This is a genomic window from Oerskovia douganii, assembly GCF_015142735.1.
GTDB classification, from domain to species: Bacteria; Actinomycetota; Actinomycetes; order Actinomycetales; family Cellulomonadaceae; genus Oerskovia; species Oerskovia douganii.
Genome location: NZ_JACSPN010000002.1, coordinates 110,677 through 129,721, shown reverse-complemented (window position 1 = coordinate 129,721; position 19,045 = coordinate 110,677). Strand labels below are relative to the sequence as shown.

Sequence of the window (19,045 nt, the reverse complement as noted above, 5' to 3'; positions counted from 1 at the left end):
ACCTGGCGACCTCCTCTGCCACCGCCCTCGACGTGCCGCCTGCGGGGGTGGACATGCCGGGCTCAGCACCCACCTTTCGCGCACACCGTGGTGGCGACCGGGAAGGCACCGTCGATCCCTGATCGCGCGCGGGTGTCGTGAGGCGCGATCAGGGATCCCGTCGGGTGATCTATCCCTTCGAGGCTCGTCGGGTGCGACCTCTGGAGGCGGTCGGGTTCAGTGTCACCGCAGCGATGTCGAGAGGTAGATCCTGGCTTCCCAAGGGGCGAGCGAGAGGCGCCCCTCCTTGGGTGGTGTGCCGGTCTCGGTGTTGCTGAGGAGCAGCTCGGCCGACGTGACGTCCAGTTCGATGTCGGCGTGTTCGCTCGCGAGGTTGGCCATGACGAGGAGCGTGGTCTCGTCGTGGTGTCGCTCGTAGGCGTAGACCGCGGGGTGGTCGTCCAGGAGCATGGTGAAGTCGCCGTGCGCGACGACGGGGAGGTTGTGCCGGAGCCCGATGAGGTGCTGGTAGTAGCAGTAGATCGACCGGGGGTCGTCGTACTGGGCTGTCGCGTTGAGCCAGGCATGGTTCGGGTTGACGCCGATCCAAGGGGACCCGGCGGTAAAGCCTGCCTGAGGGCCGTCGTCCCACTGCACTGGTGTGCGAGCGTTGTCGCGTCCGATGTGCCGGATGGCGGTCATGACGTGCTCGGCGTCCTGGGTGACAACGGCTTCGCGGTAGTGGTTGAGCGACTCGATGTCGCGCAGGTCTTCCACGGAGGCGAACGGTGCGTTGGTCATGCCGATCTCTTCGCCCTGGTAGATGTATGGCGTCCCTCGGTGAAGGTGCAGCACGGTGGCGAGTGCGGTGGCTGACTCTCGCCAGTGCGCACGGTCGTCACCGAACCTGGAGACGCTGCGCGGTTGGTCGTGGTTGCCGAGGTAGAGGCTGTTCCAGCCGGTCGGCCCCAGTTCCCGCTGCCAGCGCCCGAGCGATGCCTTGAGGTCGGAGACCTGGAGCGGTCGGGGGTCGAACTTACCGCCCGGTCCGTGGTCGAGGTTGACGTGCTCGAACTGGAAGACCATGTCGAGCTCGCCACGGCTCGGGTCCGTGAACAGCACTGCGTCTTGCCAGGTGACCCCGGGCATCTCTCCGACTGTCAGGTAGTCGCCGGGTCGGTCGGCGAAGACTTCGCGGCGCATCTCCTGCATGAACTCGTGGACGCGGGGTCCGTTGGCGTAGTGCGCAAATCCGTCGCCGAGGCCTGCGTTCCCCACGGGACCGTCGGGGAGGTTCGTGTTCTTGGAGATGAGGTTGATGACGTCCATGCGGAAGCCGTCGACGCCACGGTCGAGCCACCAGCGCATCATGGCGAAGACGGCCTGGCGCACCTCGGGGTTCTCCCAGTTGAGGTCGGGCTGCTTGGGGTCGAACAGGTGCAGGTAGTACTCACCGGTTTCTTCGTCGAGGGTCCACGTGGGGCCGGAGAAGAACGACTCCCAGTTCGTCGGTTCTGCGCCGGGGGCGCCCGGTGCGAAGCCGTCGCGGGCGGGGCGCCACCAGTACCAGTCGCGCTTGGGGTTGTCCGTGCTCGAGCGTGACTCGACGAACCACGGGTGCTCGTCGCTGGTGTGGTTGACGACCAGGTCCATGACGAGCTTCATGCCGCGCTCGTGGACGTCGGCGAGCAGGTCATCGAAGTCCTTCAGCGTGCCGAAGGTCGGGTCGATGTCCTGGTAGTCACTGATGTCGTAGCCGTTGTCGGCCTGGGGAGAACGATAGATCGGAGACAGCCACAGAACGTCGATCCCCAGGCGCTGAAGATGATCCAGGCGTGCGCGGATGCCTCGCAGGTCACCGATGCCGTCTCCGTCGGAATCGGCGAAGGAGCGGGGGTAGACCTGGTAGACGACAGCGCTCTTCCACCACGAGGAGGTTGTGCTTGAGGGGGCGGGGACTGTGTGGGTGAGCGTCATGATGGTTCCTTCGGGTACGGCGAGCGGTCCAGGCAGGGGGCTACTTGACGGCGCCGAGATTGACGCCGCGCATCAGGGTGCGCTGGAAGATCAGGAAGAAGACGAGGGCCGGCAGGATGCCTGCCAGTGATGCGGCTGCGAGGGACGTCGGGTCGGAGGTGTATTGACCCGAGAGAGCTCCGAGCGAGACGGACACCGTCTGGTTCTTCGCGGAAGGCAGGAGGATGAGTGGCAGGAAGAAGTCGTTCCAGGTCCAGATGAAGAAGAAGGTGACCAGCACCGAGAGCATCGGGCGCGTGAGGGGAAAGACGATCCGCCCCAGGACCTGGCGCCTGCTGGCCCCGTCGAGTCTCGCGGCTTCGAGGACTTCCTTGGGGAATGCGCCCAGCACCGAGGAGAGCATGTACGTCCCGAAAGCGCTCTGAAGGACGGCGAGGATGATGATGACGCCCAGGAGCGTGTCGTAGAGCCCGAGGTCTCGGGTCAGGACGAACAGGGGGTAGACGAGCGCTTCCTGCGGGATCGTGAAGGCGACCATGAACACCGCCAGGAGCCAGACGCGACCCTTGATCCGGCCGATCCCGATGGCGAACGAGCTCAACATCGACAGGGCTGCGGCGATGAGCGCCACGCTGCCGGCGATCACCACGCTGTTGAGCAGCTTGCGGTTGAAGTCGACCTGGTGCCAGAAGTCGACGAGCGACGAGAAGTCGAGCTCGGTCGGGATCGACACCGGTCCACCTGCGAGGTACTGGTCGGAGGGCTTGAACCCGTTGATCAGCGCGATCCAGAACGGGAAGACCATGAGCACGGCGATCACCGCGACGACGACGAGGACGACCCAGCCACTAACTCGGCGTCGGCTGCGTGCACCACCGCGTGTGCGGAGCGGCGCCGGACCGAGGTCCGCAGGTCCAGATGCGACCGTGTCGGGCGCGAGGTTGACGCTCATTCGTCGAACCCTTCCGTTGTACGTGTCTGGTAGCGCAGCAGGGCGACCGCGATGATCGTCACGAGCAGTGCCAGGACGGTGGCTACCGCGGCGCCGTACCCGACTCGGGTGGTGGTGAAGAAGTTGGTGAAGGAGAAGTAGGCCGGCACGATCGTGCTCGTCCCTGGGCCGCCCTTGGTCAGGACATAGATCGGGGCGAAGACCTTCAGCGCCGCGACCGACGTCGTGATGAGCACGACGGAGATCTCGGGGCGCAGCTGGACGAGAGTGATCATGCGGAACCGCTGCCACCAACCTGCACCGTCCAGCTCGGCGGCCTCGTGCAGAGCGGGGTCCACGCGTGAGAGCCCCGCCATGAACAGCACGACGGTGTAGCCGATCTGCAGCCAGATCAGCACGTTCATCACCGAGTAGATCGCCAGGTCGGAGTCCCCGAGCCAGTTCTGGCGCAACCCGTCGAGACCGACCGCGCTGAGCATCGTGTTGATGACCCCGTACTCGGGCTGGTACATCCACTTCCACAGGACGCCAGCCACTGCGATCGGCAAGATCTGCGGCAGGTAGAACAGGGCGCGAAGCAGGCTTGAGGTGCGTGCACCGAACCGCGGCGCGATGAAGTCGAACAGGACGGCGGCGACGACCACACCGATGGCAGTGGGAATCACCGCCATGGCGAAGATGAAGAAGACGCTGTTGCGGAACGATGTCCAGAACGTCGCGTCCGCCATGAGCTGGGTGTAGTTGTCGAACCCGACGAACTGCGGGTCACCGACCCCGCTCCAGGTGGTCAGGCTGTAGTAGGCGTTCATCCCGAAGGGGATCAGGACCACCGCGAGGAAGCCGATCGCTCCCGGGACGATGTACCACCAGTACCCGGCGGGTGATTCTGAGACGACGCGGCGGCGACGCGTGGGCGTGCCGGTCTGTGAGGTCATGTGCGAGTCCTTCGTGACGCGGCGGGGGGGGGGGGCGCGGGCTGAGCCCGCGCCGCCGCACGGAGTGCGGACCGGATCAGCCCTGGGGCTTGCCGGCGTCGTAGGCGGCCTGGATGTTCGATGCCACCTGCGCAGGTTCGACGTTGCCCTGGACCAGGTCCGATGTCTGAGCGATGAACACGTCGTTGAGTCCCGGGACGGGCCAGTCCGGGTACCAGGCGAGGGTCCCGCCGTCTCCCGAGAGCAGCTCGTTGAAACGTGCGGTGACGACCGCGCCGACCGGCTCGCTCACCCCGCCGTCTTCGGCGGCGACCGGAACCCCACCGAGATTCCCGAGCTCGTTCTGCACCTCGGGGCGCTGGGTGATCTCGATGAAGTCGTACGCGAGTTCCTTGTTCTTCGCCTTGGACGGCACGACCCACAAGTTGCCGCCCGATCCCGGGTGCAGGTCGTTGCCTGGAAACAGGAACTGGTCCCACTCGAAGTCGGCGATGTCGCTCGCGAAGGGGCCCGCCCACCAGGTGCCGGAGTAGAAGAGCGGGTACTTGCCTGCAGCGAAGGCATTGCCCGAGTCCTGCGCGGGGATGCCGGTCGAGTCGGTGCTGATATAGCCCTTGTCGACCCAGTCAGCGAAGGTGGTCGCGGCCTTCTGCCACGCGGCCCAGTCCGGCTCGCCATCGAACTTCTGGTAGGCGGCGAGCGAGTCGGCATCCATGTGCGCAAGGGCGAGCGCGTAGAGGAGGTGCGGGCCTGGGTAGTCGGCAGAGCCGAGCGCCAGCGGGGTGATACCGGCGTCGACGAACTTCTGCATCACTGCCTCGAGCTCATCGAGGGTCTCGGGGACCTGTGCGCCCTGCGCGGCGAGCATGTCCTGGTTGAACCACATCCCGACGTACTCGCCGTAGTTCGTGACTCCGTACCGCTGACCAGAACCCATCGTCCCGTTCTCGTACAGGCCCACATCCTGTGCGGTGTTGTCGACCGCCCAGCCGCGCTCGGCGGCAACATCGGTCAGGTCGGTGAGCAGCCCTGCCTTGGAGACCACACCAGCAGTGGCGTTCCCCTTGAGGTACTCGAGCACGTCCGGGGCGTCGTTCGAGTCCAGGATGAGCTGTCCGGACTGCTGCATCTGCTCGTACGTCTTGAGCTCGAACTGGACCTCGACCCCCGGGTGCTCCTCCTCGAAGATGTCGATCGCCTTGTTCCAGGACTGGGCCAAGGCGCTGTCGTCGTTCTCCCACCACCACACCTTGAGCGTCTTGCCGTTCTCGGCCTCGCCGCTCCCTCCCTCGCTCGCGCAGCCAGCAAGGCCCAACGCGAGAACGAGCGAACCAGCCGCCAGCACCGCCATGTGCTTCCGCATTCCACTTCCTCCTGAGTCGACTACGTCGTCGTCCAGTTCTCGGGCCTAGCAGGCGTCACCGACGCTGCCCAGGATCGCCCTCGATCCGTGACGAAGGTTTTCTTCGTGGCAACATTAACTACCAGGGGTCAACCTGGCGTCAAGTCGCGGAAGATCACAGTTCCGTCACGCAGCGGGGGTTGCCTTCAAGTTTCGTGGCGGTACTATCTCCAGTATCCGACTCAGTGAGGAGCGCTGGTGCTCGACTCCGCATCACCCTGGACGCCGTTGTCCCCCAGTTCGCGCCGCGTGGCGCTCGAAGTGCTCGTCCATGGGCCTCTGGCACGCACCGAACTCGCTCGACGGCTCGACCTGTCCACCGCGAGCCTGACCCGCATCACCAAGCCGCTGGTCGACAGCGGCGTGCTTCGTGAGGTCCCCGAGACCACCGCGCGGAGCAGCGGACGACCGCTCCAACCGCTCGACGTCGACCCGAGTCGCCAACAGTTCGTCGGCATCAAGCTCACCGGCTTTCGCGCATACGGTGTCCTGACCGACCTGCGGGCGAACATCCTCGCGACCTGCACACGAGAGATCACCTCGCAGGTGCCGGCAGACGTTGCACAGGTCCTGACAGATGTCGTCGTCGACCTGTCTGCCGAGCACGCCCCCTCCGCCGTGGGGGTCGGACTGGGCGGGGTCGTGCGAGACTTCACGCTCGTGCGGCGGGCCCCGTTCCTCCACTGGCGTGACATCGATCTCGGCAGGGCGCTCTCGGAACGCACGCACCTGCCCGTGGCCGTCTCCAACGACCTCGACGCACTGATGGAGGCCGAGCACTGGTTCGGCGACGGACGCGACGTACACAACTTCGCCGCCCTGACCATCGGTGCGGGAGTCGGCGGCGGCCTGGTCATCCACGACCGCCTCGTGACCGGACCGGACTCAGGACTCGGCCTGCTCGGCCACTTCCCGCTCGACCCGCTGGGTCCTGTATGCGGCGAAGGGCACCGCGGCTGCGCGGACGCACTCCTGACGACCGACGCCATCCACTCCCAGGTCTCCATGCTCCTGGGACGCCCTGTCGCCTACGACGAGGTGCTCGACCTCGCCGCTGCAGGCGATCCCACCGCTGAACGGATCGTCGGGGGCGCGGCGCACGCGTTCGGCACCCTGATAGCCGCCGTGGCGAACATCGCCCAGCCCGAGCGCATCATCCTGACGGGAGAAGGTATCCGGCTGGCACGGGTGAGCGAACAGAGCCTCCTGGCCGGCATCACCCAGGCACGTCAGCCCGAGGCCTCACCCCTGGACCTACGGATCCTCGACGACGACCCGACGTTGTGGGCGCGAGGCGCCGCTGCCGTCGCCATTCAACGCGCCGTCCTGTCCGAACTGCCCCGCTTCTGACCCGATGACCCCGACCCGCGCTCTCCTCGAGGGACGCGCGGCGGTCCCTCACACCCTCATCACCGTCGATGACCCGCTCAAGGAGGAGCACATGAGACCCGACCACGACACCACCGGCACCTGACCACCGCCCGGTGACCATCGGTGGCGCGGGCATTGCCGTGCCCACGCCACCGGCCGCCCGCACAGCGGGCATACGGCTCCGTCGGGAGCACGAGCACGACCGAACGCCTCACCCGACCCACCAGAGAACGGAACCACCATGCATCCTGCCCCAAGACCGCGAGTCACGGCGACGGCGTCCGCAGCTGCCGTCGCTCTGCTCGCCGGCCTGCTGCTCGCCCCACCCTCGGCAGCGATCCCCCGACCGACCACACCAGACCCCACCCCGGTCGCGGCAGGCGAGCCGCACATCGCAGACTCCGCCGAGCTGCGTACCTGGTGGCACGACGACGCCGCCCCTACGACAGACCCGATCGATGACGGCCAGGTCCGCCAGTCGGCGTTCTACGACGCGAGGGTGACTGCGTCGTCAGACCCGGACTCCTCGTACGACTCGTTCGTGTACATGAGCGTCCCTCGCAGCGGCAACGACAAGATCGGCTACACCGAGGAGGACGGTGCCGAGTTCTCCTCTGCGGCAGACCTGACCATGAGCTGGTCGAGCTTCGAGTACTCCACTGACGTGTGGGTCGAAGTCACCCTCAGGACAGGGCAGACGATCACGTCGGCCGACCAGGTCACCGTTCGACCGACCGATCTCGGGCTCGAGAAGGAGCTCGTCGACGCCTCCACGATCCGCGTCAAGGTCCCCTTCAGCGAAGACGGCTACCGGTTCTCCGTCGAGTTCGACCCGCAGCTGATCACGGCGTACAACGACATGTCTGGCGCCAGCGGTGTTCTCACGACCGATCCGGACGGCAACCGCGCGATCAGCACCGAGCCCCAGAACTCGATGCTCGTCTTCGCCAACCCCAAGCTCTCCCCGGCCGAGGAAGAGCGCACAGTCCCCACAGAGGCGTCCGGCTCCGTCCACCGCCCCCAGCCGGGCACGGTGGACGACCTGGACACCATCACAGAGGAGATCGTGTACTTCGGCCCGGGCACCTACTCCATGGGCTCGACCTACCACGCAGTCCTGCCGGAGAACGTCAGGTGGGTCTACCTGGCACCCGGCGCGTACGTGAAGGGCGCATTCCGGTTCCCGCACGAGACGCAGTCCCAGTTCAAGGTCACCGGGCTCGGAGTCCTCTCCGGCGAGCAGTACGTCTACGAGGCCGACACCTCGAGCGGATATCAGCACAACGTCAACGACAACTGCCACGTCACCTGCGTCAAGATGCTCCAGTTCGAGTCCTCCACCGAGCAGCAGACCCTGGACCTGCAGGGCGTCACCATCAACCAGCCGCCGTACCACTCGTTCGTCGTCTACGCCCACGAGGGCGAGACGGAGGTGGGCGTCGAGAACTTCCAGATGAACGTGGACAACTACAAGCAGGTCGGATCCTGGTACTGGCAGACCGACGGGATCGAGCTCTACGACGGCGGACGCATGAAGAACACGTTCTTCCACGCCAACGACGACGTGCTGAAGATGTACCACTCAGACGTCGCGATCGAGAACACCGTCATCTGGAAGAACGAGAACGGCCCCGTCGTCCAGTGGGGCTGGACTCCCCGCGACATCGAGAACGTCACCGTCACCAACACCGACATCATCCACAACCGGATGTACTGGAAGGACGTGAAGTACAACACCTGCATCTTCAACTCCTCCTCCCACTGGGAAGACATGGGCGCCACCGACCGCGCTGACACCACGACGGCGGTGAAGAACATGCGGTTCGTCGACACCCGGGTCGAGGGGATGACGAACTGCGCAGTGCGCGCCTTCGCGCTCTCGAACACGCAGAACGTGGAGATCGACGGGCTGCACATCGACGAATGGAACAAGCTCGACGCAAGCGCGCAGGTCAGCCTTCTCACGCGGCACGCCGACTCCACGGGCACCAAGGTGACTCTCGGCAACGAGGTCGTCGACGGGAACGGCCTCCTGCTGCACGACTACACCGTCGGCACCGTCCCGATTCTCAAGGCGGGCGACAACTGGTCCTCCGGCGAGCTCGGCCGGCTGAACTTCGACGCCGACACCTGGGACAGCTGGAACGCCACCAGCGACGACCAGGCCACAGGCCCTGCCCCGATACTGAACGTCAACGGCCTCCAGGACGGTCAGACCTCCACCTCTCGGACGCTTCCGATCTCCGGAACAACAGATGCCAAGAGCGTCACCATCACGGTCAACGGCATCGACACCCCTGCCAAGATCTCTGACGGGCAGTTCTCCACGACGGTCACCCTCGAAGAGATCTCCAACCGCGTCCGCGTGACCGCAGTGGGCGACAACGGCGTGATCAACGCTCAGCGCTTCAACGTGCTCGCGTTCGGGACCAAGCTCGGCTCACTCACGGACCCGAGCGGCGACGACGACGGCCCCGGAACCTACCTCTACCCCTCAGACGCTGCGTTCAACCCTGGCAGCCTCGACCTGACCGGACTCGACGTGTTCGAGGACGGCGACACCATCCGGTTCGCGGTCTCCACCGCCGGAGAGATCCGCAACCCCTGGGGCGGCCGCGGCATGAGTACCCAGCGGGTGAACATCTACCTCAGCGACCGGTCCTCGAGCACACCGGCGCCACTCCTACCCGGAACCAACACCTCCGCCGACGGCCCCTGGCAGTACGCCCTCGTGGCAGACGGCCGCAACGACACCTCTCGGTTCGGCGGCGGACTCTACGACGCCGACCTCACCAAGACTGCCGACGTCCAGCTGACCGTCATCCCGAACGGCACGATCGTCAGTTCAGTACCAGCAAGCGCGCTCACCGGACTCGACCTGCGCACCGCGGGCTACCAGGTCTCGATGTTCAGCGCCGCCGAAGATGGCGAAGGTATCGGCAACGTGCGCCCGATCTACAGCGCAGAATGTTGGCAGGGCAGCGGATGCCCCGCGTTCGTCGGGCCCTACAGGGGTGGTGGGGGCGCAGGTGACTGGACGGACACGAACCCGGAACGAGACACCGACTCCTCCGACAGCAACGCCTACGACATCATCTCCGGAGCAACCAGCCAGGCCCACGTGATGAACTGGACCACAGGCTCGGTCGTGGTCCCCTACGTCACGCTCGACTCCACGACGACGCTCCCGATCAAGATCACTCCGAGCATCCGCTGCATCGCCGGCAGGGCATTCGTCGCGGTCCGCGCCGAGAACACCAGCGACACGCCGCTCACCATCACGCTGAGCACCCCCTACGGCAGCAAGACGTTCCTGGACGTGCCGCCCGGCGCGACCCCCTACCAGTCCTTCGCGACACGCTCCACCTCGGTGAACGCGGGCATCGTCACCGTCACGACCACCACCACCGGTGACGACCCGACCACGGTCGTGTCGCACTCCCCCTACTCCGCGCACCACTGCTGATCGCCGTCAGGCATCGCACGACCTTCCACCGAGGACCTCCCTGTACCCGCAGCGGGTCGTGGGAAGAAAGCGGCGGACACCAGAGCGTCCTCCACCGTTTCCGGTGGGGGACGCTCCGGCACGTGGTGACGCGCCTCCTCGTGGGGCACACGGGCACCACACGGCCGACGACGACCAGAGACTCACCCCAACAGCCAGGGCGGCCGGCACTCACGCACCCGCCGGGGGTGGTCGCGCCTAGCTCGCCGACCGGGGGCGTCCATCGACGAGCCCCCGGCAGCAAGGCGGGCCCTCACGGCACCGCGCGCTGCGCCTGTCCCACGTACTGGCTCAGCGGCCGGATGAGAGCGTTCGCGGCGCGCTGCTCGACGACGTGCGCGGTCCATCCCACGACGCGTGCCGCGACGAACAGCGGGGTGAACGTCGGGGTGTCGAAGCCCATGAGGTGGTAGGCGGGGCCGGTCGGGTAGTCGAGGTTGGGCAGGATGCCCTTGCGCTCGGTCATCGCGGCCTCGAGCGCGTCGTACAGCTCGTCGAGCGCGACCGCCTCCGTGGTCGCGAGGTGCGCGACGAGGTCGTCGAGCGTGGTCTTCATGGTCGGGACGCGCGAGTCGCCGCTCTTGTAGACGCGGTGCCCGAACCCCATGATCTTGCGCTTGTCGGCCAGGGCCTGGTCGAGCCAGGCGGCGGCGTGGTCAGCGGTCCCGATCTCGGCGAACGTCGCCATGACGGCCTCGTTCGCGCCGCCGTGCAGGGCTCCCTTGAGGGCGCCGATCGCGCCCGTGACGGCCGAGTGCAGGTCGGAGAGGGTCGAGGTGATGACGCGGGCCGTGAACGTCGAGGCGTTGAACGAGTGCTCGGCGTACAGGATCATCGAGACCTCGAAGGCCCGCACGACGCACTCGTCGGGCACCTCGCCGAAGGCCATGTGGAGGAAGTTCTCGGCGTAGCCCAGGTCCTCGTCGGGGTCGACGATCTGCTGGCCGCGTCGACGGCGCTGGTCGAGCGCGACGACCGCGGGCAGCATGGCCCACAGGCGCAGGGCCTTGGCGTGCTCGGCCTCGGCGGACGAGTCCTCGGCCGTGGGGTCGTGCGCACCGATGACCGAGACCGCGGTGCGGCACACGTCCATGGGGTGGCACGTGGTGGGGAGCTCGAGGATCGCGTTGCGGACGGCACCGGGCAGCGCGCGGTGGGCCCGCTCGGTCGCGGTCTGCTCGGCGAGCTGCGCGGCGGTGGGCAGGTCGCCGTGCCACAGGAGGTAGGCGACCTCCTCGAAGCTCCTGGTCGCGGCGAGCTCCTGCACGGGGTAGCCGCGGTACAGCAGCGAGTTCGTGTCGGGGTTGACCTTGGAGACCGACGTCGTGTCGACGACGACGCCCGCGAGGCCCTTGTGGATCTCGGGAACCGGGGTCGCCGCCGCGAGACCCGGGCCCGAGGCGGTCGGCGCGCTCCCGACGCTGGGGGTGCTGGTGGTCATGTGCTCACTCCTTCGTGATGCGGGGTCCTGCGGGCAGTACCTGAGCGCCTACGGCCGGTACGTGAAGATCTCGGTGTCGAAGTGGTTGTAGCCCGCGTAGTCCACGAGCTCGTAGAGCCGCGCGCGCGTCTGCATCTCGCCGACCGCCCCGTCCTGCGTCCCGGTCTCCCTGATCATGTCCAGGGTGCGCTCCGCGGCCCCCATCGCGCTACGCAGGAGCGTCACGGGATAGATGACGATCTGCACGCCGACGGCCGCGAGCTGGTCCCGCGTGAACAGCTCGGACTTGCCGAACTCGGTCATGTTGGCGAGCACGGGCACGTCGACCGCGGAGGCCACGGCCTCGAACTCGGCGAGGTCTCGCATGGCCTCGGGGAAGATCGCGTCGGCCCCGGCGTCGACGAGCGCCTTGGCCCGGTCGATCGCGACCCTCAGCCCGGTGGGGCCTTCGACGCTCGCCCGGACGTCGGTGCGCGCCATGACGAGGAAGTTCGGGTCGCGGCGGGCGTCGACCGCGGCACGGATGCGCTTGGTCGCGGTCTCGAGGTCGACGGTCGCCTTGCCGTCGAGGTGGCCGCACCGCTTGGGGTTGACCTGGTCCTCGATGTGGCAGCCCGCGACGCCCGCGTCCTCGAGCGTCTGGACGGTGCGCGCGACGTTCATGGGTTCCCCGAAGCCGGTGTCGGCGTCGACGATCGCGGGCAGGTCCGTCATGCGCGCGATCTGCCCCGCTCGGGTCGCGACCTCGGTGAGGGTCGTGAGGCCGATGTCCGGCAGCCCGAGGTCCGCGGAGATCACGGCCCCCGAGACGTACACGCCGTCGAAGCCCTTGTCCTCGATGAGTCGCGCGGAGAGCGGGTTGAACGCGCCGGGGAGCTGGAGCAGCTCACCGGCCGCGAGCCGGGCACGCAGAGCGGCCCGCTTGTCCGACGGCGTCACGTGCGAGTAGAGCATCAGCTGCCTCCTGCGGTGGTCGAGCGGGTGGGGTCGTCGGCAGCCTCGCGCATGGTCCAGCCCGCGGCGCCCTCGCCGGGTCCGGTCTCGCCGGGTCCCCCGGCGTCCCGGGACGGGCGGCCGAGCTCGAAGATGCCCGTGGGCACCGGGACCGTGTCGAGCAGACCCGGCCGCGCGACGATCGAGAGCTCGCGCACCTCGGCGGGGGTGAGCGACGGGAGACGCTGCGCGAGGTCGAGGAAGCGCTCGATCTCGGCGGGCTCGAGCACGCCGTCCGCGAGGAGCCGGAACTTGGCGACGTACTGCGCGCGGGCGAACGGCCGGGCACCGAGCGGGTGCGCGTCGGCGACCGCGATCTCGCGGACGATGCGCCCACCGTCGGCGAGCTCGATCTCGACGCGACCGCCGAACGCCTTCTCCGCGGGGTCGACCGAGTGGTAGCGGCGCGTCCACTCGGGGTCCTCGGCCGTCGTGACCTTGCCCCACAGCGCGACCGTGTCGGTGCGACCGGCACGCTCGGGCGTGTAGGAGTCGACGTGGTGCCACCCGCCGTCCTGGAGCGCGACCGCGAAGATGTACGGGATGGAGTGGTCGAGCGTCTCGCGCGAGGCCGTCGGGTCGTACTTCTGCGGGTCGTTCGCGCCCGAGCCGATCACGTGGTGCGTGTGGTGGCTCGTGTGGATCGTGATGGTGGCGACGTTGTCGGGGTCGGCCAGCCACGGGTGCTCGGCGTGCAGCGCGCGCGCCAGGTCGATGAGCGCCTGCGACTGGTACTCCGCCGAGTGCTCCTTGGTGTACGTGTCGAGGATCGCGGTCTTGGGCTCACCGGGCGACGGGAGCACGACGTCGTAGCGTCCCTCGGGGCCGTCGAGCAGCCACGCGATCACGCCGTCCTCGCCCTCGTAGATCGGCTCGGGCGAGGTCTGCCCGCGCATCGCGCGGTCCACGGCCTCGACCGCGACCTTGCCCGCGAGGGCCGGGGCGTACGCCTTCCACGTCGAGATCTGCCCCTTGCGGGACTGCCGCGTCGCGGTCGTGGTGTGCAGCGCCTGACCGATCGCCTGGAAGATCGTGGTGGTGTCGAGCCCGAGCAGGGTCCCGATCCCGGCCGCCGCCGACGGGCCCAGGTGCGCGACGTGGTCGATCTTGTGCGCGTGCAGGCTGACGGCCCGCACCAGGTCCACCTGGATCTCGTAGCCCGTCGCGATGCCGCGCACGAGCGCCGCGCCGTCGCAGCCTGCGTGCTGCGCGACGGCGAGGATCGGCGGGATGTTGTCCCCCGGGTGCGAGTACTCGGCCGCGAGGAACGTGTCGTGGTAGTCGAGCTCGCGGACCGCGACGCCGTTGGCCCAGGCGGCCCACTCGGGGCTCGTGCGGGTCGCGAGCGGGGACCCGAAGACGGTCGCACCGGGCTCGTACGGGTGCGCGAGGGCCTGCGCGCGGGCCGCGACGACGGGTGCGCGCGTGAGGCTCGCGGCCGCGACGGCCGCGTTGTCGATCACGCGGTTGACGATCATGTCGACGACCTCGTCCGGCACCTCGACCGGGTCGGTCGCGAGCTCGGCGAGCTTCCACGCGAGCTGGTCGGTGCGGGCGAGGTTCTCCGCGGACCGGTGGGTCCGCAGGTGGTGGGTCGTGGGCATCGGTGCCTCCGGTGGTCGGTTCGTCGTGCGTCGGGTGCCGGTGTCGCGGGAGGAGCGGCCTGCCCGACGGCGTCGCGCGGGCTGCGAGGCAAGGTGCGGTCCGCTGCGAGCCAGGTCAGGCGGGCGGCGTCGTCAGCCGGTCGGTGGGGGCGGGGCCTCACCGAGGGCCTTGGCGGCCATGGCCCCGCTGCGTTCGATGTGCTCGCGCATGGCCCGCTCGGCCGCGTCGGGGTCGCCGCTCGCGATCGCGCGGGCGACCGCTCGGTGCTCGTCCACGTGGTCGGTCGTCCCGACGCGCTCACGCGCGGCGAGGGAGCGGTACCGGTCGACGTGCCCGCGGATCTGGCGCAGCAGCTCGGAGCACCAGCGGTTGTCGGCCAGGGTCGCGATCTCGCCGTGGAACTGCGCGCCGATGCGCAGGACCTCGTCCTCGTGGTCACGCACGGCGTCCATGAGGTCGACCAGGCGTGCCAGGCGCTCGTGGTCGGCGGGCCGGGCCCGCTCGCACGCGTCCCGGGCGAGGAGCCCTTCGAGGCGGGCCCGGACGTCGTAGACGCGGTGCAGGTCGGCGACCGCGAGGGGGGCGACGCGCACTCCCCCGGTCGGCTGCTCGACGACGAGGGCCTCGGCCTGGAGGAGGCGCAGTGCCTCGCGGACGGGGGTCCGGCTGACGCCGAGCTGGGTCGAGAGGACGGGCTCGGTGAGCCGGGCGTCGGCCGCGAGCGACCCGTCGATGATGCGCTGCCGCAGGAGCTCGTAGACCGCGCGGGCGCCGGACTGGCGGCGGACGGAGACGAGGGGCTCGTCGCGCGGCGGGGACGACGTCGTCGGGGCGCTGCTCATGCGGCCATCGTGCCACAGGGTATGCGTACTTGTATACAACTCTGCTCGACAGCCCGCCCGGTCACGACCGGGCGGGGATCAGCAGCCGTCGCCCGCCGGTTCGTCGTCGCCCAGGGGACGCATCCGTTCGGCCAGCTCGTGGTGCCACACCGCGAGACCCTCGAGCTGGACGGCCCGCCGCTCGACCCACGCCCCCGCTCCCTGGCCCGACCACAAGGGCGGGTAGACGCTCAGTCCCATGTCCGGGGGAAGGTCCTCGACGTCCCGCTGCCAGCCGGGCCAGCGCAGGTCCGCGACGTACTCGGCCAGGCCTCCGCTGATCGCCCACTCGGTGAACGCCCCCTGCCCGAACCCCAGGCAGTGCCACTCGAGCGTGTCGGGGGCGAAGTAGTGCACGTCGCCCAACGGGCCCGGCAGCCCACCACCGTTGACCGCGAACGTCCCGCCCAGCACGTCGAACGCGACCACGAGCCGCTCGGGTGCGAGGCTCCCGTCCGCCGGGTCGCCGAGGCCGTTGATCGTCGCGAGGTCCGGCAGCCCGTACGCCCCGCCGCCCAGGAGCCGCAGCCATCCGTGGTCCACCAGCACGCCGCCCGTGTGCAGCGCGAGCGCGCCCAGCGTCGAGCGCGTCGTGATCTGCAGGCGGTACAGGACCTCGGGAGCCCAGTCGGGCGGCGCCAGGACCTCGACGCCCGGGCGCTGGAACATCCGGGCGAGCGTGGGCCAAGCAGGTTCCTCGACCTGCGTGAGATCCGAGACCGTCCTGATGCCCATGGTCGGGGATCATGCCACGTCGGGCAGTGAATTCCGACACAGCCCGGAGAATCCCTTACCTGATCCGTCCGTTGTGCGCATCTTTTCCGGACTTTCCTGGCGAGCGAACCCCGGGATTCCGCCGTAAACCACCCGGCGGGAGGTCCGTCTGCCGAGACCTACCGGGCGAGGTCCCGGGCCGCTGCACCCTCCGTCCGCGCCTCGGCCGGACCTGTCGTACCGGCCGCCGCGGCGCCGTCGGCCACGGCACTGCCGGGGACGGCCACCGCCCCGGGGGCCGGGGGTCGCGGACGCCCCGAGACCACCGCGTACCCGAGCCCCACCACGACCGCTCCGCCGACGAGGTTGCCCAGCCCGACGAACAGCAGGTTGCGCCCGAACTCGCCCCAGGTGGTGAGGGCCTCGGGGCTGAACAGGCCGATGCTGAACGTCGTCATGTTCGCGACCACGTGCTCGAACCCCGAGGAGATGAACGCGAAGATCGCCCAGAAGATGACGATCGCCTTGCCCGCCTCGGAGCGCAGGCGCCCGCACGCCCAGATCGCGGCGCACACCAGGATGTTGCACAGGACGCCGCGGAAGAAGAGCTGCCCACCGGTCTCGTGGGCCTTGCCCGCGAGCATCGAGGCGATCATCTCGCCCGCGGCGGCGTTGGTGTGCAGGACGCCGGACTGCACGACCATCCACCCGAAGAGCATCGAGCCGAGCAGGTTCCCGCCGAAGCAGAACAGCAACGTCCCGACGGCGGAGCGCACCGGGATCGTCCGGGTCACCGCCCCCTGGGTCAGGATCATCATGGCCGACGTGCTGAGCTCTGCCCCGGCGAAGACCACGAGGGTCAGCGCGACCGAGAAGACTCCGCCGGCCACGAGGCGCTCGGCGGGAGCCCCCGCTGCGAGGAAGGGGCCCGCGGTGGCGACCATGAGGACCACACCGACCCCGATGTAGGCCCCTGCGAGCATCGCCGCCACGAGGTAGCGCCACGGGTGGCGCGTGCCGTCGACCTTGGTACGAGCCGCACGGGACTGCTCGGTCAGGTTCTCTGTGAGGCTCAGCACCCCTCGATCGTCCACCTCTTCCATCTAAGCGCGCGGAAGCGGTCGGCAGGTGGAACGGGCGGTCTCAGCGGACCGGGCGACCGGCCCCCGATCGCCCGCGCCTAGCCGAACGTGAACGTGAAGACCTGCACCCCGGCGGGCACGTCGAGCTCGACCGTGCCCTCGCTCGGGGCCGTCCCCTCCAGCACGGGGTGGAGCGTCGGGTTCCCCGAGACGTCGATCTCTCGACGTTCGACCACCTTCCCCGCCCCGTCCCGGACCGTCGCGGTCACCGTCCCCTCGCCGCCCAGGACGCTGAACACGTCGGTGCCGCGGTACGCGAGGCGCACGCGGGCGTCGTCGGACACCGCGGTCGCCCCCTGGAAGTCGACGTCCCACGTCCCGCCCAGCGAGAAGGTGTCGACGGCCTGGTCGCCGGTGAGCGTGAACGCCTGCTCGCCCGCCGCGTACCTCGGCTCCCCGGCGTAGTTGCCGACCTTGCCGACCGAGAGGTACGTCTCGGGGGTCGTCGACCCGTCGGGCGTCCCGTCCTCGACCGAGGTCGCCCCCGGCAGGCTCACCCCCGGGTTCGCGTCCGCGAGGAGCTCGCGGATCAGCCCCTCGGTGTCCTCGTAGCCGCCCTCGCCGAACCGGATGTGCCGCACGGTCCCGTCGGCGTCGATCAGGTACTGCGCAGGCCAGTAGCGGTTCCGGTACGCGGTCCACGTCGCGTAGGAGTTGTCCTGCGCGACCGGGTACGTGACCCCCAGGTCCTCGGCCCCCGCGACGACGTTGCGCGTCTCGCGCTCGAACGCGAACTCGGGCGTGTGCACCCCGATCACCTCGAAGCCCTCGCCCACGTCCTTGTACTGCTCGTACCAGGCGTCGACGTGCGGGATCGCGCGCTGGCAGTTGATGCAGGAGTACGCCCAGAAGTCGACCAGGACGACCTTGCCGCGCAGGTCGTCGAGCGCGAGCGGCTGGTCGCCGGGGGTGTTGAACCAGGTGTCGATCCCGCGCAGCGCGGGGGCTGGCCCGCAGTCCTCGAGCTCGGGCGCGCCGTTCGAGCAGTTCGACAGCTCACGGTTCTCGTCCGTGACGATCCCACCGAGGTCGAGCGCCTCGCGCACCGTCCCCGACGCGTCGACGCGCTCCTGGAGGCTGCCCGTGTAGTCGGGCAGCGCGCGCTGCAGGTACGCGGGCAGGTTGAACGCGAGCCCCACGGCGAGCGCGATCATGACCACGCCGCCCGCCACGCGGATCCCGCGCGCGTGCCGCTGGAAGGCCGTGACGCGCTCGGCGACACGACGCCCCGCGAGCGCGAAGACCAGGAGCGGGATCGCCGCGCCGACCGCGAACGACACCGTGAGCGCGACGGTCCCCGGCCCGATGTTCCCCGTCGCGCCCGCGACCGTGATCGCCGCGAGGACCGGCCCGGCGCACGGCACGTACAGGACGCCGAGGCCCAGGCCGAGCACGAAGGCCCCTCGGTCCTGGCTGCGTGCCCCCCGCCGCGAACCGAGCGCCGCGATCCTCCGGAACGGCCGTTCGAGCACCTCCTCGAACCGCGGCACGATCATCCCCACGCCGATCACCGCGAGCAGCGTCAGGCCTACCCAGCGCAGCAGGTCCTGCGGCAGCCCGAGCGCACCGAGGAGCACCGAGCCGAGCAGCGTGAAGACGCTGAAGCTCACGACGAGCCCGGCGATCACGAGGTAGGGGCGCCACGAGCGGCGGGTGCCTCGGGCGTGGACGCTGCGCTCCTCGTCCTCCGCGCCCGCCCGACGGCGTCGCTCGCCGTCGGGGGGTCGGGCACCGCCGTCGACGGGTCGGGCCGCCGTGACGACCCGGCCGCGCGCCCCGACCCGGACCGCGCCGGGAGCACCGGCGAACAACGAGGCCGACGGCGCGCCCGGCCCGTCCCCCGCCGAGGGCGACGCGTCCCCGGCGGGGGCTGCGTCGTCGGGCCCCGGGGACGGCACGACGCCGGCGGGCGGGGCCCCCACCCCGCGGGCGCCCTGCACGCCGCCCGCGAAGAAGATCACGGGGAGCATCGGCAGGATGCACGGCGAGATGCCGGTGACGAGGCCACCGAGCAGGCCGATGAGCACAAGGGTTTCCATGGCCCGGGTTCGGCGCGGCCGCCCGTGCGGATGGGTCGTGCGGGTCCCCGGACGTCCCACCCATCCGGTCGGCCCGCGGCTCCGAACCTCCTGCGAGACGCCCCGCACC

At 69.3% G+C, this 19,045-nt stretch carries 12 protein-coding genes and 1 pseudogene; 2 read left to right on the top strand and 11 right to left on the bottom strand.

The features are described 5' to 3' along the window. Window positions 1-222: 222 nt before the first annotated feature. The 4 genes from H9623_RS02205 to H9623_RS02190 all read right to left on the bottom strand — a co-directional run bounded on the left by H9623_RS02205 (window position 223) and on the right by H9623_RS02190 (window position 5,206). Entirely contained in the window at window positions 223-1,956 is a 1,734-nt protein-coding gene (locus tag H9623_RS02205) for a glycoside hydrolase family 13 protein (protein WP_193718465.1), read from the bottom strand. A 40-nt stretch (window positions 1,957-1,996) separates the two neighbouring features. Then, complete coding sequence (locus tag H9623_RS02200) at window positions 1,997-2,908, bottom strand: carbohydrate ABC transporter permease (RefSeq protein ID WP_193718464.1); 912 nt, start codon at window positions 2,906-2,908, stop codon at window positions 1,997-1,999. Next, complete coding sequence (locus H9623_RS02195) at window positions 2,905-3,843, bottom strand: carbohydrate ABC transporter permease (RefSeq protein WP_193718463.1); 939 nt, start codon at window positions 3,841-3,843, stop codon at window positions 2,905-2,907. Before H9623_RS02195 ends, H9623_RS02200 begins: the two co-directional genes overlap by 4 nt. Before the next feature lie 76 nt (window positions 3,844-3,919). Then, window positions 3,920-5,206 carry an ABC transporter substrate-binding protein gene (locus H9623_RS02190; RefSeq protein WP_193718462.1) on the bottom strand — a complete coding sequence of 429 codons (1,287 nt, stop codon included), beginning with the start codon at window positions 5,204-5,206 and terminating at the stop codon, window positions 3,920-3,922. 237 nt (window positions 5,207-5,443) lie between these two features. On the opposite strand from H9623_RS02190, the gene H9623_RS02185 reads away from it, so the two are divergent. Further along, on the top strand, window positions 5,444-6,595 hold the full coding sequence (locus tag H9623_RS02185; RefSeq protein ID WP_193718461.1) for an ROK family protein: 1,152 nt from the start codon (window positions 5,444-5,446) through the stop codon (window positions 6,593-6,595). Window positions 6,596-6,857: 262 nt separating this feature from the next. Then, a complete protein-coding gene (locus H9623_RS02180) occupies window positions 6,858-10,082 on the top strand; it encodes a glucodextranase DOMON-like domain-containing protein (protein WP_193718460.1) in 3,225 nt (1,074 codons plus the stop codon). A 292-nt stretch (window positions 10,083-10,374) separates the two neighbouring features. Here H9623_RS02180 and H9623_RS02175 read toward each other — a convergent pair whose 3' ends face one another. The 7 genes and pseudogenes from H9623_RS02175 to H9623_RS02145 form a co-directional block, all read right to left on the bottom strand. Beyond that, window positions 10,375-11,562, bottom strand: a complete 1,188-nt coding sequence (locus H9623_RS02175; protein WP_193718459.1) for a bifunctional 2-methylcitrate synthase/citrate synthase — start codon at window positions 11,560-11,562, stop codon at window positions 10,375-10,377. Window positions 11,563-11,610: 48 nt separating this feature from the next. Then, entirely contained in the window at window positions 11,611-12,516 is a 906-nt protein-coding gene (gene prpB / locus H9623_RS02170; protein WP_193718458.1) for a methylisocitrate lyase, read from the bottom strand. Window positions 12,517-12,644: 128 nt separating this feature from the next. Beyond that, a pseudogene (locus H9623_RS02165) lies at window positions 12,645-14,159 on the bottom strand (MmgE/PrpD family protein); the annotation flags it as partial. A gap of 132 nt (window positions 14,160-14,291) precedes the next feature. Then, a complete protein-coding gene (locus H9623_RS02160) occupies window positions 14,292-15,002 on the bottom strand; it encodes a GntR family transcriptional regulator (protein ID WP_193718456.1) in 711 nt (236 codons plus the stop codon). 78 nt (window positions 15,003-15,080) lie between these two features. Then, window positions 15,081-15,776: a DUF2625 family protein gene (locus H9623_RS02155; RefSeq protein WP_193718455.1), complete on the bottom strand. Its 696-nt coding sequence runs from the start codon at window positions 15,774-15,776 to the stop codon at window positions 15,081-15,083. Window positions 15,777-15,934: 158 nt separating this feature from the next. Next, window positions 15,935-16,834, bottom strand: a complete 900-nt coding sequence (locus H9623_RS02150) for a formate/nitrite transporter family protein (protein ID WP_193718454.1) — start codon at window positions 16,832-16,834, stop codon at window positions 15,935-15,937. 101 nt (window positions 16,835-16,935) lie between these two features. Beyond that, window positions 16,936-18,936, bottom strand: a complete 2,001-nt coding sequence (locus tag H9623_RS02145) for a cytochrome c biogenesis protein DipZ (protein ID WP_193718453.1) — start codon at window positions 18,934-18,936, stop codon at window positions 16,936-16,938. Window positions 18,937-19,045 lie beyond the last annotated feature (109 nt).

What these genes read in the sequence shown, in the direction of transcription:
- H9623_RS02145 (WP_193718453.1), bottom strand. Translation starts at nt 18,936, where the DNA reads ATGGAAACCCTTGTGCTCATCGGCCTGCTCGGTGGCCTCGTCACCGGC.
- H9623_RS02195 (WP_193718463.1), bottom strand. Translation starts at nt 3,843, where the DNA reads ATGACCTCACAGACCGGCACGCCCACGCGTCGCCGCCGCGTCGTCTCA.
- H9623_RS02190 (WP_193718462.1), bottom strand. Translation starts at nt 5,206, where the DNA reads ATGCGGAAGCACATGGCGGTGCTGGCGGCTGGTTCGCTCGTTCTCGCG.
- H9623_RS02160 (WP_193718456.1), bottom strand. Translation starts at nt 15,002, where the DNA reads ATGAGCAGCGCCCCGACGACGTCGTCCCCGCCGCGCGACGAGCCCCTC.
- prpB (WP_193718458.1), bottom strand. Translation starts at nt 12,516, where the DNA reads ATGCTCTACTCGCACGTGACGCCGTCGGACAAGCGGGCCGCTCTGCGT.
- H9623_RS02200 (WP_193718464.1), bottom strand. Translation starts at nt 2,908, where the DNA reads ATGAGCGTCAACCTCGCGCCCGACACGGTCGCATCTGGACCTGCGGAC.
- H9623_RS02180 (WP_193718460.1), top strand. Translation starts at nt 6,858, where the DNA reads ATGCATCCTGCCCCAAGACCGCGAGTCACGGCGACGGCGTCCGCAGCT.
- H9623_RS02175 (WP_193718459.1), bottom strand. Translation starts at nt 11,562, where the DNA reads ATGACCACCAGCACCCCCAGCGTCGGGAGCGCGCCGACCGCCTCGGGC.
- H9623_RS02205 (WP_193718465.1), bottom strand. Translation starts at nt 1,956, where the DNA reads ATGACGCTCACCCACACAGTCCCCGCCCCCTCAAGCACAACCTCCTCG.
- H9623_RS02155 (WP_193718455.1), bottom strand. Translation starts at nt 15,776, where the DNA reads ATGGGCATCAGGACGGTCTCGGATCTCACGCAGGTCGAGGAACCTGCT.